Here is a 15,309-nt window from a genome sequence, read left to right as displayed (position 1 = left end):
AAAATGGAAAAAAAGACTTTAATTTTAGGAGTAATAGGTTCAGATTGTCACGCGGTTGGTAATAAGATTTTAGATTATGCTTTAACGGAGGCTGGTTTTAATGTTATAAACATAGGAGTGCTTTCGCCACAAGAGGATTTTATAAATGCAGCTGTTGAAACTAATGCAGATGCCATAATAGTATCTTCTCTTTATGGACAAGGAGAAATCGATTGCAGAGGCATGAGGGAACAATGTGATGAAGCAGGATTAAAAGGTATATTACTTACTGTAGGCGGAAATATAGTTGTAGGAAAACAAAATTGGGAAGATGTGCACAGTAGATTTAGTGAAATGGGATTTGATAGAATATATCCACCAGGAACAACACTCGAAACAACAATACATGATTTAAAAGAAGATTTGAAAATATTATAAAATCAATAGGAGTGATATAAGTGGATGCATATTTACTTGTAGATTTTGGAAGTACATATACGAAATTAACTGTTGTAGATATAGCAAAAGAAGAAATAATTGCTACAGCTAAGGACATAACGACAATTGAAGACAATATAATGATCGGTTATGAAAAAGCCTATGCAAAAATAGAACCAATATTAAAAGACAAAAATGTTAATCTTATTAATAAATTAGCATGCTCCTCAGCAGCGGGAGGCCTTAAGATGATAGCTATTGGACTAGTACCAGATCTAACTGCAGAAGCTGCTAAAAGAGCAGCACTTGGAGCTGGAGCTAGAGTATTAAAAGTATATAGCTATGAATTAACATTGACTGAAATTGAAGAAATTAAAAATTCGGATTTAGATATAATACTTCTTGCAGGTGGAACTAATGGTGGCAATAAGGAATGCATTATACACAATGCAAAAATGTTAGCTGACAATGGAGTTAAATTACCAATAGTAGTAGCTGGGAATAAAGTAGCAAGTGATGAAATAAGACAAATACTCACTGACGCTAAAATGTATTTTAGCATTACTAAAAATGTAATGCCAACTTTAAGTAAACTAAATGTAGAGCCAGCTAGAGAAGAAATTAGAAAAGTCTTTATGGAAAAAATTATTGACGCTAAAGGGCTAAGTAATGCAGAAGATTTAGTGAAAGGCATTTTAATGCCAACACCAGCAGCTGTTCTAAAGGCAGCTACGATACTTAGTGAAGGCAGTGATGAAGAAAAAGGTCTAGGAGATTTAATAATTATCGACATTGGTGGAGCAACAACGGATGTACATTCTATAGCAGAGGGAGAACCTACAAAGTCTGGCGTTTCAATAAGAGGCCTAGAAGAACCTTTTGCAAAAAGAACTGTTGAAGGTGACCTTGGTATGAGATATTCTGCAGTTTCTTTGAGGGAAGCGGCTGGTAGCAGAAAAATCAGAAAGTACTTAGGGGACACAGAAAGAAAAATTGATATTGAAGCTAGTTGTAAATATAGAATAGAGCATATAAAAATGGTTCCTACAACTAAGGAAGAAATAGAATTTGATGAGGCTATGGCGAAAGTAGCCACAGATATATCTATGGAAAGACATGTAGGTACTATAGAACACACAAACACTCCTATGGGGGCTATGTACACTCAAACAGGAAAAGATCTTATGGAAGTAAAGTATATGATAGGTACAGGTGGAGCATTAATACATAGTAATAATCCACAAGATATTTTAAAAGCGGGAGCCTTTAGTGCAGAGAATCCAACGTATTTAAAACCGCGGGATGCAATGCATTTAATTGATAAAACTTATATATTATCTGCAATGGGATTATTGTCTCAAGATTACCCAGACAAAGCTGTTAGAATCATGAAAAAGTATTTAGTAAAAGTATAATTAATTAGGAGGTAATTTCAGTGGAATTAAGAAATAAAAAATGGTCGGATGAAGAGTTCTTTGAGGTTAGAAAAGAAGTAGTAAGTCAATGGCCAACAGGTAAAGAGGTAGATTTAAAAGAAGCTGTAGAATATAACAAGAGAATCCCAGAGCATAAAGATTTTGCAAAAAAATTAATAAAAGCTAAAGAAGAAGGAGTAACACTCGCACAACCAAGAGCAGGTGTTGCGTTAATTGATAAGCATATCGAATTATTAAAACACTTAGAGGAGCAAGGCGGAGCAGATTTACTACCAACTACAATAGATAGTTATACAAGACTGAATAGATATGATGAATGTGAAATTGGTATACAAGAAAGTTTAAAGGCTGGAAGATCTTTACTAAACGGATTCCCAGGAGTTAATCATGGAGTTAAAGGTGGTAGAAAAGTATTTGAAGCTGTAAATTCTCCATTACAAGCAAGACACGGAACTCCAGATGGAAGATTATTAGCTGAAATCACTCATGCTTCAGGTTGGACTTCAAATGAAGGAGGCGGTATTTCTTATAATATTCCATATGCTAAAAATGTAACTTTAGAAAAATCAGTTTTAGATTGGCAATATTGTGATAGACTTGTTGGTTTTTATGAAGAACAAGGAGTCTCATTTAATAGAGAGCCTTTTGGACCATTAACAGGAACTTTAGTGCCACCTAGTACGTCAAATGCAATTGCAATAATTGAAGCTTTACTTGCTGCAGAGCAAGGAGTTAAAAACATTACGGTTGGATATGGTCAGTGTGGAAATTTAATACAAGATGTTGCAGCTATAAGAGCATTAGAAGAGCAATGCGACGAATACTTAAAAGCTAATGGATATAAAGATATATATTTAACCACGGTATTACATCAATGGATGGGAGGCTTCCCTGAAGATGAAGCGAAAGCTTTTGGAGTTATAGCTACGGGAGCTTCAACAGCAGCACTTGCAGGAGCAACAAAAGTAATAGTTAAAACTCCTCATGAGGCTATAGGAATCCCTACTAAAGAAGCTAATGCTATGGGAATAAGATGTACAAAGATGGCTTTAAACTTATTAAAAGGCCAAAGGATGCCTATGTCTAAAGAGTTGCAAACTGAGATAGAAGTAATAAAGGCTGAAACAAAGTGTATGTTAGATAAGATGTATGAAATCGGAAAAGGCGACTTAGCTATAGCGACAGTTAAAGGATTTGAAATGGGGATTATTGATGTACCATTTGCACCAAGTAAATATAATGCTGGTAAAATGATGCCTGCAAGAGATAATAATGGAGCGATAAGATACCTGAAATTTGGGAATCTACCATTTACACAAGAATTGAAAAATTTCAATATGAGAAAACTTGAAGAGAGAGCAAAATTTGAAAATAGGGATATAAGCTTTCAAATGACTATAGATGATATATTTGCAGTAGGAAAAGGTGTGCTTATAGGAAGACCACAGAATAAATAAATGTATAGATGATTCAAAGTTACAAAAAAAATTTATAGAAGGACAGGTGTATATTATGAAAATTATTGATGTAGTGTGTTCAACAGGAAGAACAGGATTTTATTTTGACGACCAAAGAGCTATAAAAAAAGGCGCAGACCATGATGGATTTACATATGTAGGTGCGCCAGTAACAGAAGGATTTACATCAATTAGACAAGCAGGAGAATCAATATCAGTAATGATTATACTTGAAGATGGTCAAGTAGCTTACGGAGACTGTGCAGCAGTACAATATTCAGGAGCCGGTGGAAGAGATCCATTATTCCTTGCAAAAGATTTTATACCAATTATAGAAAAAGAAATAGCACCAAAATTAATAGGTAGAGAATTAGAAAGCTTTAAATCACTCGCAGAAGAGTTTGATCACATGTTAGTTAATGGTAAAAGGCTTCATACAGCAATGAGATACGGAATAACTCAAGCTATTCTAGATGCTGTCGCAAAAGCTAAAAAGGTAACTATGGCAGAGGTTGTGCGCGACGAATACAAAACTGGAGTAGATATCAAGAGAATTGATATTTTCACACAATCAGGTGATGATAGATATGCAAGTGCAGATAAAATGATAATAAAAGGTGCAGACGTAATGCCTCACGCACTTATAAATAACGTAGAAGAGAAATTAGGGCTTAAGGGTGAAAAATTACTCGCTTATGTTGAATGGTTAAAAAATAGAGTATTAAAAATAAGAACTAGCGAGAGTTATAATCCAATATTCCACATAGATGTATATGGAACAATAGGACTAGCTTTTAATAATGATATAAAAGCTATGGCAGATTATATAGCAACACTCGAAGAAGCTGCAAAACCATTCAAGTTAAGGATAGAAGGACCTATGGATGTTGAGCATAGAGAAAGACAAGTTGAATCATTAGCTGGATTAACAGCAGAACTTGATAATAGAAAAATTAATGTGGAACTAGTTGCAGACGAATGGTGTAACACATATGAAGACGTAGTGTTATTTGCTGATAAGAAAGCGGGCCACATGCTTCAAATAAAAACTCCAGACTTAGGTGGAGTTAACAACATAATTGAATCAATACTATACTGCAAAAAGCAGGGCCGTGGAGCATACTGTGGTGGAACATGTAACGAAACTAACAGATCTGCAGAAGTTTGCACAAACATAGCTATTGCTTGTGGAGCAGATCAATGCTTAGCAAAACCAGGTATGGGTGTAGATGAAGGTTACATGATAGTTAACAATGAAATGAATAGAGTTGTAGCTTTAGTTAATAGAAAAAAATAAGAAGAATAATGAATGAGGGGTAATTGGAAAAGGCGGTTTATTTAAACTGCCTTTTCCAATATTAGATGTTGAATTAAAAAGGAGAATAACAATGAAAGAAATAAATGTAGCTGAAATAACAAAAACCGTAAGAAATTTATGTATAGATGCTAATTACTATCTTTCTGATGATATGAGAAACAAATTAACAAAGGCTAGAGAAGAGGAAACTTGGGATATAGCTAAAGGTGTTTTAGATAAGATTTTAATAAATGTAGATATAGCTAAAAATGAAAAAATGCCAATGTGTCAAGATACAGGGATGACTTGTGTGTTCATAGAAATTGGTCAAGATGTTCATATAGTAGGAGGCAGCCTTTACGAATCTATTAATAAAGGCGTAGCCGCAGGATATGAAGATGGATTTTTAAGAAAGTCAGTAGTTAAAGACCCAATAGACAGAGTAAATACAAAAGATAACACTCCAGCAGTTATATATTATGATATAGTTCCAGGAGATAAGTTTAAAATAACTGTAGCTCCAAAGGGCTTTGGCTCAGAAAATATGAGCCAGATTAAAATGCTAAAACCTTCAGATGGTCTTAAAGGGGTTAAGGAATTTATTCTAAAAGTAGTAAAAGAAGCTGGTCCTAACCCATGTCCACCAATAGTTGTAGGTATAGGATTAGGTGGGACTTTTGATAAGGCAGCTAATCTTGCTAAAAGAGCAGCGATTAGACCTACTGAAGAGGCAAACTCAAATCCTTTCTATGCAGAACTTGAAAAAGAGCTTACTCAGGAAATAAATAAGCTTGGTATAGGACCTCAAGGTTTTGGTGGAAGAACTACCGCATTAGCTGTTAATATTGAAACTTATCCAACTCATATAGCGGGTCTACCAGTTGCGGTAAATATAAACTGCCATGCGGCAAGACATGCGAGTAAAGAGTTATAATAAGGATAAGGGGAGGAAAATGTTATGGAGAAAAGAATAACTACGCCACTTACAGAAGATAAGGTTAAAGCTTTAAAGGCAGGAGATAGTGTGCTATTATCTGGTGTTGTATATACCGCTAGGGATGCAGCTCATGCAAGACTCGTGGATCTTATAGATAAGGGAGAAAAACTTCCGATGGATATTAAAGATGCGGTCATATATTATGTTGGACCAACTCCAGCAAAGCCTGGAAGGGCCCTTGGATCAGCAGGGCCAACTACAAGCTATAGAATGGATGCTTACACACCAAAGCTTTTAGAAAAAGGATTAAAGGGAATGATAGGTAAGGGATTAAGATCACAAGAGGTTGTGGACTCTATGATTAAAAATGGTGCTGTATATTTTGCAGCCATTGGTGGAACAGCGGCTCTAATAGGTAAATGTGTAAAAAAAGCAGAAATAGTAACCTATGAGGATTTAGGTTCTGAAGCTATAAGAAGACTTGAGGTAGAGGATTTACCTATAGTTGTAGTAATAGATAGTGAAGGTAACGATCTATATAAACAAGGACAAAATGCTTATTTGGAAAGTGTAAAATAAATTTGATTTAAGTTATAGTGTGAGGTGATACCATGGAAATTAATAAACCAGCAAAAGCCGGAACAATGGAATCTAACGATATATATGTAATGCTTATGCCAAACCCTAAGGGCGGTATTGAAATAAATCTTCAAAGTATTGTTATGAAACAGTTTGGGGAAGAAATAGAAAGAGTAATACGGGGTACTCTTAAGGAATTAAAAGTAGAAAATATTATAGTAAATGCTCAAGATAAAGGTGCATTAAACTATACAATAAAAGCTAGAATAGAAACAGCTACAAAAAGAGCTCAATAAGAGGTGATGTATATGAAAAGGTTGAGAAGAACTATGCTATTTATGCCTGGTAATACTCCAGCGATGCTTCAGGACGCAGGAATTTTAGGCGCAGACTCAATTATATTAGATTTAGAGGATGCTGTAAGTCTAACAGAAAAAGACAGTGCTAGAATTTTGGTAAGCGAAGCAATAAAAAATGTAGATTATAGTAATGTAGAAGTGGTAGTTCGGGTAAATCCATTTTCTACTGAATTTGCACAAAAGGATATTGATATAATTGCAAGAGTTAAACCAGATACATTGATGATACCGAAAGCTACAGAAGAAGAACTAAAGGCTATAAATGAAATACTTACAAACATAGAAGCGCAGGAATGTTTTGCAAAGGGAAGTATAAAGCTAATTCCAATAGTGGAAACAGCCTATGGAGTTGAAAATGTTTATAACATAATAAAATCTTGTGATAGGATAGTAGCTGTTTTACTTGGAGGAGAGGACTTAACTTCAGATTTAGGTATAAAAAGAACCAAAGAAGGAGAAGAAGTTTTCTATGCAAGGAATCGAGTAGCAATTGCATGTAGGGCAATGAAGGTGGATTCTATTGATACTCCATTTACAGATACTAACGATTTTGAGGGATTATCAAAAGATACGTTTAAAGCTAAAAGCCTAGGATTCACAGGTAAAGCGGCAATAAATCCAAGACAGATTGATACCATTCATTCTGTATATGCTCCAACTTCAGAAGAAGTAAAATACGCCAAAAGAGTCCTAGAGGCTATGGAAGAAGCAGAAAAAGAAGGAAAAGGAGTATTTTCCCTAGATGGGAAAATGGTAGATGCTCCAGTTATAAATAGAGCTAAAAACACAGTAGCTTTAGCAAAGCTTTTAGGCCTTATATAAAAGCTTTTTTAAGCTACTTTAGTGGATTAGTTAATTGAGGTGATAGTAATGAAAAATATACTAGGTAGAGAAATACCAGAATATATAGAAGGTTATGGAAAAGTAACCCCTTTCGAAGGTGCATTTAAACATGTTGGCATTAAAGTGAAAAAAGAAGTAAAAGTAAACTCTGTAACTCCTAGTGACGAAAAAGTTTTAAGTAGTATAGAGGAAGTTTTAGAGAAGGTTTCATTAAAAGATGGTATGACAATTTCATTCCATCATCATTTAAGAAATGGAGATCATGTATTAAATTTGGTGGTGGATGCTATTGCAGAAAGAGGAATAAAGAATATTACCTTAGCGGCAAGCTCTCTGTTCCCAAACAATGTGCCTTTAATTGGGCACATAAAAAACGGTGTAATTACTAAAATAGTGACTAATTATATGTCAGGTCCTGTGGCACAAGAAATTTCCAGAGGAATATTAAAAACACCAGTTATAATGCATACCCATGGTGGACGTGCTAGAGCAATAGAAAGTGGAGATTTGCACATAGACGTAGCTTTCATTGCAGCACCTACAGCAGACACATATGGAAACATTAATGGATTGTATGGAAAATCAGCCTGCGGAGCCCTAGGTTATGCAGTATCAGATGCGCAGTGTGCAGATAAGGTAGTGGCAATAACAGATAATTTGGTACCTTACCCTACTTGCCCTATAGAAATAAGTCAAATATATACAGATTATATTCTAAAGGTAGATTCCATTGGTGATCCAGCTGGAATAGTATCAGGTACTACAAAAATCACTAAGGATCCAGTGGGGCTTAAAATAGCTAAAATGGCAAGTGATGTTATGGTTGCGTCAGGGCTTGTTAAAAATGAAATGTCATTTCAAACAGGCGCAGGTGGGATTTCTTTAGCTGTAGCTGCAGAATTAAGAAAGTATATGAAAGAGAATGGTATAGTTGGTAGCTTTGCGTCAGGTGGAATAACTGGATATCTTGTAGATATGTTTAAAGAAGGATTATTTAGATCATTATTTGATGTGCAGTGTTTTGATTTGCAAGCAATACAATCTTATGTAAGTACTCATAAACATCAAAGAATGTCTGCTTCCATGTATGGAAATCCAGATAACAAAGGTGCAGTTGTAAATAACCTAGACATAGTCATATTAGGTGCTACAGAAATAGACACAAATTTTAATGTTAATGTAACCACTGGTTCAGATGGGGCTATCATGGGTGGTTCTGGGGGCCATAGTGATACAGCAGCAGGAGCTAAGCTTACAATAATTGTTACACAATTAACGAAGGCAAGACTTCCAATTATAAAGGATAGTGTAACTACGGTAACAACTCCAGGAGAAAGTATTGATGTTATTGTAACAGAAAGAGGAATAGCCGTTAATCCAAAGAGGACGGACATAATTGAGAAATTAAAGAAAACTAATCTTCCTATAATGACGATTGAAGAGATGAAAGCAATAGCTGAAAAAATGACAGGTAAACCAAAAGCAATTGAACTTTCGCAGGAAATAGTTGCAGTTATAGAATATAGAGATGGTTCGGTAATTGATGTGGTTAGAAGACCACTATAATGCATAAAATAAAGCTGAAAATAATTATTTTCAGCTTTATTTTATTTATATTAAACGTTGCTATGGTAAACCTATATATATTGGATTTTATCGCATAATAAAGATATAATAGAGTGTAGCGATAATATATCTTGGGGAGGACCAGAAGCTTTCATAAGGAGGATTTCTATGTATGGATTTAACGCTGAAAGAATTAATCTAAAGGATGAAGATGAGGTAAAGAAAGTAAAAGATTTTTTGCAGACATTTGGATTACTACTTGATGATAATGTGGATTATACCATTGTTATTAGAATAAATAAAGAGATTAAAGCCACTTGCTCTAAGTCGAAAAATGTGTTTAAATGTTTTGCAGTTTCAGATGATTTAAGAGGAGAAGGGGTATCCGCTATATTGATGGGAACATTATCGAACAAGCTTTTTGAGGAAGGAATTTATCATAGTTTTATATTTACTAAGGTAGAAAACACAGATATATTTACGTCGCTTGGGTACAAACTTGTACATAAAATAGATAATGTAGCTCTACTTGAAAGTGGGATATATGATATAAAAAAGTATTTAAATGATATGCAAGAGGAATACGATATAGATGCAAATACTCAGAAGTCAGCGATAGTTATGAATTGTAATCCCTTCACACTAGGACATAAGTATTTAATAGAAGAGGCTTCGAGGCAAAGCACAGAAGTCCTGGTATTTATAGTTGAAGAAGATAAATCTTCATTCCCATTTATCTATAGATATGCTATGGTTAAAGAAGGTGTTTCCCATTTACATAATGTACGGGTGATTAAAGGGGGAGAATATATTATTTCGGAGGCTACTTTTCCATCCTATTTTTTAAGAAAAGAAGATGTAATACTAAAGGCATATACAACACTCGATGCATCAATTTTTGGAAGATATTTTTGTGAAACCCTAAATATAACTAAGAGATTTATAGGAGAAGAGCCTTATTGCAACGTTACAAACGCTTATAATGAGGCTTTAAAGGAATTACTACCTACCTATGGGGTAGAAGTAGTAGAGGTAAAAAGAAAAGCTCTTATAGGAGACATTATCAGTGCCTCAAAAGTTAGAAAATTAATTAAGGAAGACCAAATAAGCCATATTGAACATATTGTACCTAGTTCAACGTGGGAATTTTTAAATACTTTGGTAGGAAAGGAGATAATGCAGAAAATAAGGCTCAGCGATTCTCCGCATTAATTTTGATATGTATACAGCAGAAGATATATTGCTAGCAAGAGAAAAAAGAATTGAATATCAAGAAGAACTAGTGAAGAGATATAAAATGCCAATACTAGTTGTTAGGGTTAACTATCCAGGCATAAACAAGGATAATCATTATTCACAAGAAATAACTGTGATTATTGATCAAATAATTTGTAAAATGCTTTCTGATTCTATTAATTATAAAAAAATAGTTACAACTGCAGAAGGTCCCATTGTGATTATGTGCATAAATAAGGAAGCAAGGGACATTAAATCGATGACACTTAATATAGAAAATAATCACATTTTGGGAAGATGTGTAGACTTAGATGTATATGATGAAAAAGGTAGAGGTATTAGTAGAAGGGATTTCGGGTTAGATATGAGAAAATGCTATATCTGTGAAGACGTAGCTCATAATTGTGTAAGAAGTAAAAAACACAACTTCGATGAAATTGAAGAATTTATCAAAAGTAGACTTGTAGAATATGGGGAGAAACTTTATGAATAATAAATATTTAATATCCCATGAAGCGTTTCTTATAGCAGAGTACGCAATTGAAGCAATGCTTTGTGAAGTAGCTGCATATCCGTCGCCTGGGCTAGTATCATCTATATCAAAAGGCGCGCATATAGATATGGATCACTATTCTTTTATTAAAAGCACCTCAGCTCTAAGTAAGTATATGGTATTGTTTGCCCAGGAAGGATATTCAAAGAGAACTCCTAAAGAAATATTTAAGTCTATTCGAAATATAGGAATAGAAGCCGAAAAAGAGATGTTTAAGGCTACAAAGGGTGTAAACACTCATAAAGGCATGATTTTTCTTTTAGGTATAAGTTGTGCAGCCGTGACCAAAGTAATGTATGATAAGAAAGATTTTGGGGAAATTCAAAATATAATAAAGCAAATGACTAGAGGACTTGTTCAGGATGAATTATTTTATATGAATAAAGATAAAGTCACAAGCTATGGAGAAAAATTATTTTTAAAATATAATGTAGAAGGAATAAGAGGGCAAGTAGAGAGAGGCATTCCACTAGTATTTGATTATTCTCTTGGAGTATATAAGGAAAATAAAGCTCAAAAATTAAATAGTAGATTAATACATACTCTCATATCCATTATGCAACATTGCGAGGATTCGAATGTTCTTCACAGACATTCGATGGATACGTTAAAAGAAGTGAAGAAAAAGGCAATTCATATAATCTCTTTAGGTGGAATGGCTACAGAAAGCGGTAAAGTAGCAGTAGAAGAATTGGACAAAGAATTTATAAAAAGCAACATAAGTCCAGGAGGATCAGCAGATTTGCTAGCCGTAACGGTATTCTTTAATTCTGTAGAGGAATATTTGAGTACTTTAACAGAATCTCGTAATCGCTTATAATATTTACCTGTTTGGAGGGGTATATGCTAAAGACAAAGAAATATATTGTCATATCATTAATTGTATCTCTATTCGCGGAAATATATTTTTACTCATCAGAAAGTCAACTGAAATTTTCAGTAGGGGTAATTATTTTCAACTTAAGTATACTAATAATGGACGATATGTCAGAAGTGAAAATGGCGTTTTTATGTGGCTTAGTAATATTCGTAATTAGGAATATTTTTGGCATAGTATTATCACAGTATGGAATTATAGATATAATAGTTTCTAATTTTCCTTCACTAGTATATTATTTAATTTATGGAGCTTTTATTAAGCTTACTAAAGTTAGAAAATATAAAGACCGTATAGTTAATACAATTTTATTATTAACATTAATAGATTCGATAAGTAACATATTTGAAGCTATGATGCGAAATGGCATTAATTTATGTATTTTAAGAATCATATTTTTGGCAGGATTTATTAGAGCGTTTTTATCTTACATTGGTTACCTCACTTATGATAAGCAAAAATTATTTATCATAAATAGTGAACATCAGAGGAGATATACAGAGCTCAATTTATTAATTTCAAATATACATGCAGAAATGTTTTATTTAAAGAAGTCTATGAAAGATATTGAAAAGGTGATGTCAAAAAGCTATTGTTTATATGAAACTTACAAGTATAATGATGATTTAAGAGAAAAAACATTGGACATCGCTAGAGAGGTACATGAAATAAAAAAAGATCATTATAGAATTTTAAAAGGATTTGAATCACTTATAGATAATTTTGAAAATCAAGATGAAATGACACTCTCAAATATTTTTACTATTATTAATGATAATACAAGCAGATATATAAAAGAAGGCAATAAAGAAATAATAATAGAATTCCAGTTTGAAAATGATTTTACTATTAGGGATTATTATAATTTATTTATTATTCTTAATAATTTAATAATTAACAGTATAGATGACTGTGAAAATGAAGGGTTCATTAAAATATCTGAAAAAGAAGATGAAAGTAATATATATTTTGAGGTAACTGATACAGGGAAAGGAATTGATGAAGAGATTATTCCTTATATTTTTAATCCAGGGTTTACTACAAAGTATGATAATATAACAGGAAAAGCATCTACGGGTATCGGACTTTCACATGTTAAAAATATTATTGAAGACTTAGGAGGAGATATAGAGGTAAAATCAGATAGAGTGACGGGTACTACATTTATATTGAAAATACCTAAGAACTCATTGAATGGAGGATAACTGTGGGAAAAAGTTTTTTGATTATTGATGACGATGTTAATATTAGAAAAATGCTAGGCCTTTTAATAAAGAAAAATAACCTTGGAAAAGTTATTTCTGAAATAGATAGTGGTGAAGATGCTGTGCAAGAGATTATATTCTATAGTCCGGATATAGTGCTTATTGATTTTTTGTTACCTACAATGGATGGAATTGAAATAATTAAGGATGCTAAGAGGGAAGGATATAATGGGAAGTTTATTATGATATCTCAAGTTGAGGATGAGTCATTGGTATCAAAAGCCTATGAAAATGGAATAATTTTTTTTATAAGTAAACCTATAAACAGTATAGAAGTTACTAATGTTATAAGAGGGGTATGTCATAATATTGAGCTTGAAAATTCGTTAGCACTTATAAAAAGTGCAGTATCAAGCTTAAACAATGATAAAAGTATAACAAAGGAATTATTTTTGGATGATCAAATAACTAATATTTTTGCCGATATAGGTATTACAGGTGCTGTAGGGAGTAATGAGCTAATAAAAATTATACATAAAATAATAGATTTTAAAAAAAGGAATCCATCATCTACATATCAGCTACAAAAAATATACAGTGAAATCGCACAGGAGGAATATGGGGATGTAAACATAAATAAAAAGGCATTAGAACAGAGGATTAGGAGAACTATTCAAAAGGCCTTAAAAACTATAGCAGAGATCGGTTGTGATGATTATAGTAGTAGTATTTTTATGGAATATAGCACATTATTATTTGACTTCAAGCAAGTAAGGCAGGAAATGAGACATATAAACAATGATTCAAATGAGTCCGGTAAAATAAATACGAAAAAATTTATTGAAAGCATTATTACCAAATTAAGCTCATAAGTATTCAAAACATAGTCCTATAGATAACAAAAAAATATTAATAACATGAAAAGTTAATTTATTTGTGCAAGAGTTCGTAGTTTTGTGTAGTTATTTGTATAATTTGATTATAATATATAGTATATAACAAAAACATCATCAGGGGGTACTAGAAATGAATTTTAAATTAGATATGATTCAAGCAGTAGCAGTGGCAGTTATCGTTCTATTTATAGGACAAAAAATTAAAAACAAGTTGACTTTTTTAGAAAAGTATTGCATACCAGCGCCGGTAATCGGAGGATTGATTTTTGCAATAATCACTTTGCTACTAAAAGTAAGTAATATATTGGTTTTTGATATGGATATAACGCTACAAAAATTATTTATGACAGCATTCTTTACAACTATCGGGTTTACTGCAAGTCTTAAACTACTAAAAAAAGGCGGAAAAGGAGTTTTTATTTTTTTAGGATTATCCGTCGTAATTGTAATTCTTCAAGACATTACAGGAGTTGCACTTGCTAAGATGTTTGGTCTAAATCCACTTATAGGTCTTTCAACGGCATCAGTACCTATGGTAGGCGGACACGGAACTGCAGGTGCATTTGGTCCAATATTTGAAAAAGCAGGTGCAGTAGGTGCTACCACAGTAGCAATGGCATCAGCAACCTTTGGCCTAATTATGGGCAGCGTTATTGGAGGGCCTATAGGGAAAAAATTAATTGAAAAAAATAATCTCTCATACCCTATGAAAACGGTTAATTCAAAGGTGTATGAAGAGGCAGCAACAACCAAAGAAGACACTGTAAAACATCTAATTCCCGATAAGTTTATGGGAGCTGTATCTCAGATTTTATTAGCAATGGGGATAGGTACAATTATATCAACACTTCTAGAAAAAACAGGGATAACTTTTCCACCATACATTGGTGCTATGTTTGCAGCTGCTATTCTTAGAAATATATCTGATGCTACAAATACATATGAAATCCATTTAGATGAAATCGATGTCATAGGGGGCATTTCATTATCTTTATTCTTATCTATGGCATTAATGGGATTAAAATTATGGCAATTAGCAGATTTGGCTTTACCTCTTATAGTAATGTTATTTGCTCAGACGATTTTAATGGGGTTATTTGTATATTTCATAACATTTAATGTTATGGGGAAAGATTATGATGCAGCAGTAATGGCCTCTGGTAATTGTGGATTTGGTATGGGCGCTACACCAAATGCAATGGCGAACATGGGAGCTATGACAGCAAAATATGGGATTGCTCCAAGAGCGTTTTTTATTGTTCCGTTAGTTGGAAGTTTATTTATAGATTTTTGTAACGCTGGAGTAATTACAATGTTTACGAATTTTTTTGTAAAATAGCAGATATTTAAATTGTACATATTAAATAATTTTGGAAACTAAGCAGTGTTCCTGATATAATAATCAAAATAGCGAGAAAAAAATCTCGCTATTTTTTATTGCATTATAAGAGCATAACAAAGTAAAAGCAGGATTTACTTTCCCAGCATATATAGGTGGTATGCTAGCTTCTTCAAAGAAGATGGTTTAATATATTGAAGAGTATGTATTACTGAAAATATAGTGTTACATACATCCAAAGGAATTTATAGGACGTACTACATTATTATAGGCACAATTATTTAATGCATATTGATTGGTTCGATAAGAAAA

15 protein-coding genes are annotated in these 15,309 nt (G+C 33.1%); all 15 read left to right on the top strand.

Features of this window, described 5'->3' with window-relative positions:
- Positions 1-3 precede the first annotated feature (3 nt).
- The 15 genes from glmS to gltS all read left to right on the top strand — a co-directional run bounded on the left by glmS (position 4) and on the right by gltS (position 14,997).
- Positions 4-417 (top strand): methylaspartate mutase subunit S, encoded by a 414-nt coding sequence (glmS, locus tag ACWJJT_RS08830; RefSeq protein WP_462954438.1) that lies wholly within the window; start codon positions 4-6, stop codon positions 415-417.
- Between the two features lie 20 nt (positions 418-437).
- Entirely contained in the window at positions 438-1,832 is a 1,395-nt protein-coding gene (gene glmL / locus ACWJJT_RS08825; RefSeq protein ID WP_462954437.1) for a methylaspartate mutase accessory protein GlmL, read from the top strand.
- Positions 1,833-1,852: 20 nt separating this feature from the next.
- On the top strand, positions 1,853-3,310 hold the full coding sequence (locus ACWJJT_RS08820; RefSeq protein ID WP_462954436.1) for a methylaspartate mutase subunit E: 1,458 nt from the start codon (positions 1,853-1,855) through the stop codon (positions 3,308-3,310).
- A gap of 55 nt (positions 3,311-3,365) precedes the next feature.
- Entirely contained in the window at positions 3,366-4,607 is a 1,242-nt protein-coding gene (locus ACWJJT_RS08815; RefSeq protein WP_462954435.1) for a methylaspartate ammonia-lyase, read from the top strand.
- 91 nt (positions 4,608-4,698) lie between these two features.
- Positions 4,699-5,541, top strand: a complete 843-nt coding sequence (locus tag ACWJJT_RS08810) for a fumarate hydratase (protein WP_216302217.1) — start codon at positions 4,699-4,701, stop codon at positions 5,539-5,541.
- A 24-nt stretch (positions 5,542-5,565) separates the two neighbouring features.
- A complete protein-coding gene (locus ACWJJT_RS08805) occupies positions 5,566-6,123 on the top strand; it encodes a Fe-S-containing hydro-lyase (RefSeq protein WP_216302216.1) in 558 nt (185 codons plus the stop codon).
- Between the two features lie 32 nt (positions 6,124-6,155).
- Positions 6,156-6,419: a citrate lyase acyl carrier protein gene (gene citD, locus ACWJJT_RS08800; RefSeq protein ID WP_462954434.1), complete on the top strand. Its 264-nt coding sequence runs from the start codon at positions 6,156-6,158 to the stop codon at positions 6,417-6,419.
- 12 nt (positions 6,420-6,431) lie between these two features.
- On the top strand, positions 6,432-7,304 hold the full coding sequence (locus ACWJJT_RS08795; RefSeq protein ID WP_462954433.1) for an HpcH/HpaI aldolase/citrate lyase family protein: 873 nt from the start codon (positions 6,432-6,434) through the stop codon (positions 7,302-7,304).
- A gap of 48 nt (positions 7,305-7,352) precedes the next feature.
- Positions 7,353-8,891, top strand: a complete 1,539-nt coding sequence (gene citF, locus ACWJJT_RS08790; RefSeq protein ID WP_462954432.1) for a citrate lyase subunit alpha — start codon at positions 7,353-7,355, stop codon at positions 8,889-8,891.
- 168 nt (positions 8,892-9,059) lie between these two features.
- Positions 9,060-10,103 carry a [citrate (pro-3S)-lyase] ligase gene (gene citC / locus ACWJJT_RS08785; protein ID WP_462954431.1) on the top strand — a complete coding sequence of 348 codons (1,044 nt, stop codon included), beginning with the start codon at positions 9,060-9,062 and terminating at the stop codon, positions 10,101-10,103.
- Positions 10,104-10,110: 7 nt separating this feature from the next.
- The gene (gene citX, locus ACWJJT_RS08780) at positions 10,111-10,620 is read left to right on the top strand and encodes a citrate lyase holo-[acyl-carrier protein] synthase (RefSeq protein ID WP_462954430.1); all 510 of its coding nucleotides are present in this window, start codon (positions 10,111-10,113) and stop codon (positions 10,618-10,620) included.
- The gene (citG, locus tag ACWJJT_RS08775) at positions 10,613-11,500 is read left to right on the top strand and encodes a triphosphoribosyl-dephospho-CoA synthase CitG (RefSeq protein WP_462954429.1); all 888 of its coding nucleotides are present in this window, start codon (positions 10,613-10,615) and stop codon (positions 11,498-11,500) included. The genes citX and citG overlap by 8 nt, the downstream gene beginning before the upstream one ends.
- Before the next feature lie 23 nt (positions 11,501-11,523).
- Positions 11,524-12,762, top strand: coding sequence for an ATP-binding protein (locus tag ACWJJT_RS08770; RefSeq protein ID WP_462954428.1), 1,239 nt, complete (start codon positions 11,524-11,526; stop codon positions 12,760-12,762).
- Positions 12,763-12,764: 2 nt separating this feature from the next.
- Entirely contained in the window at positions 12,765-13,634 is an 870-nt protein-coding gene (locus ACWJJT_RS08765; RefSeq protein WP_462954427.1) for a response regulator, read from the top strand.
- A gap of 154 nt (positions 13,635-13,788) precedes the next feature.
- Complete coding sequence (gltS, locus tag ACWJJT_RS08760; RefSeq protein ID WP_462954426.1) at positions 13,789-14,997, top strand: sodium/glutamate symporter; 1,209 nt, start codon at positions 13,789-13,791, stop codon at positions 14,995-14,997.
- The last annotated feature ends 312 nt before the right edge of the window (positions 14,998-15,309 follow it).

The organism is Clostridium sp. CM041, from assembly GCF_055081035.1.
The sequence above is the reverse complement of the archived record's forward strand: the minus strand, read 5'-3'. Positions and strand labels throughout refer to the sequence as shown.

Bases quoted from the DNA above. Each gene is read 5' to 3' on its own strand.
- citX (WP_462954430.1), top strand. From the start codon at position 10,111: ATGTATACAGCAGAAGATATATTGCTAGCAAGAGAAAAAAGAATTGAA.
- ACWJJT_RS08770 (WP_462954428.1), top strand. From the start codon at position 11,524: ATGCTAAAGACAAAGAAATATATTGTCATATCATTAATTGTATCTCTA.
- citF (WP_462954432.1), top strand. From the start codon at position 7,353: ATGAAAAATATACTAGGTAGAGAAATACCAGAATATATAGAAGGTTAT.
- glmS (WP_462954438.1), top strand. From the start codon at position 4: ATGGAAAAAAAGACTTTAATTTTAGGAGTAATAGGTTCAGATTGTCAC.
- ACWJJT_RS08810 (WP_216302217.1), top strand. From the start codon at position 4,699: ATGAAAGAAATAAATGTAGCTGAAATAACAAAAACCGTAAGAAATTTA.
- ACWJJT_RS08815 (WP_462954435.1), top strand. From the start codon at position 3,366: ATGAAAATTATTGATGTAGTGTGTTCAACAGGAAGAACAGGATTTTAT.
- ACWJJT_RS08795 (WP_462954433.1), top strand. From the start codon at position 6,432: ATGAAAAGGTTGAGAAGAACTATGCTATTTATGCCTGGTAATACTCCA.
- gltS (WP_462954426.1), top strand. From the start codon at position 13,789: ATGAATTTTAAATTAGATATGATTCAAGCAGTAGCAGTGGCAGTTATC.
- citC (WP_462954431.1), top strand. From the start codon at position 9,060: ATGTATGGATTTAACGCTGAAAGAATTAATCTAAAGGATGAAGATGAG.
- citD (WP_462954434.1), top strand. From the start codon at position 6,156: ATGGAAATTAATAAACCAGCAAAAGCCGGAACAATGGAATCTAACGAT.
- citG (WP_462954429.1), top strand. From the start codon at position 10,613: ATGAATAATAAATATTTAATATCCCATGAAGCGTTTCTTATAGCAGAG.
- ACWJJT_RS08805 (WP_216302216.1), top strand. From the start codon at position 5,566: ATGGAGAAAAGAATAACTACGCCACTTACAGAAGATAAGGTTAAAGCT.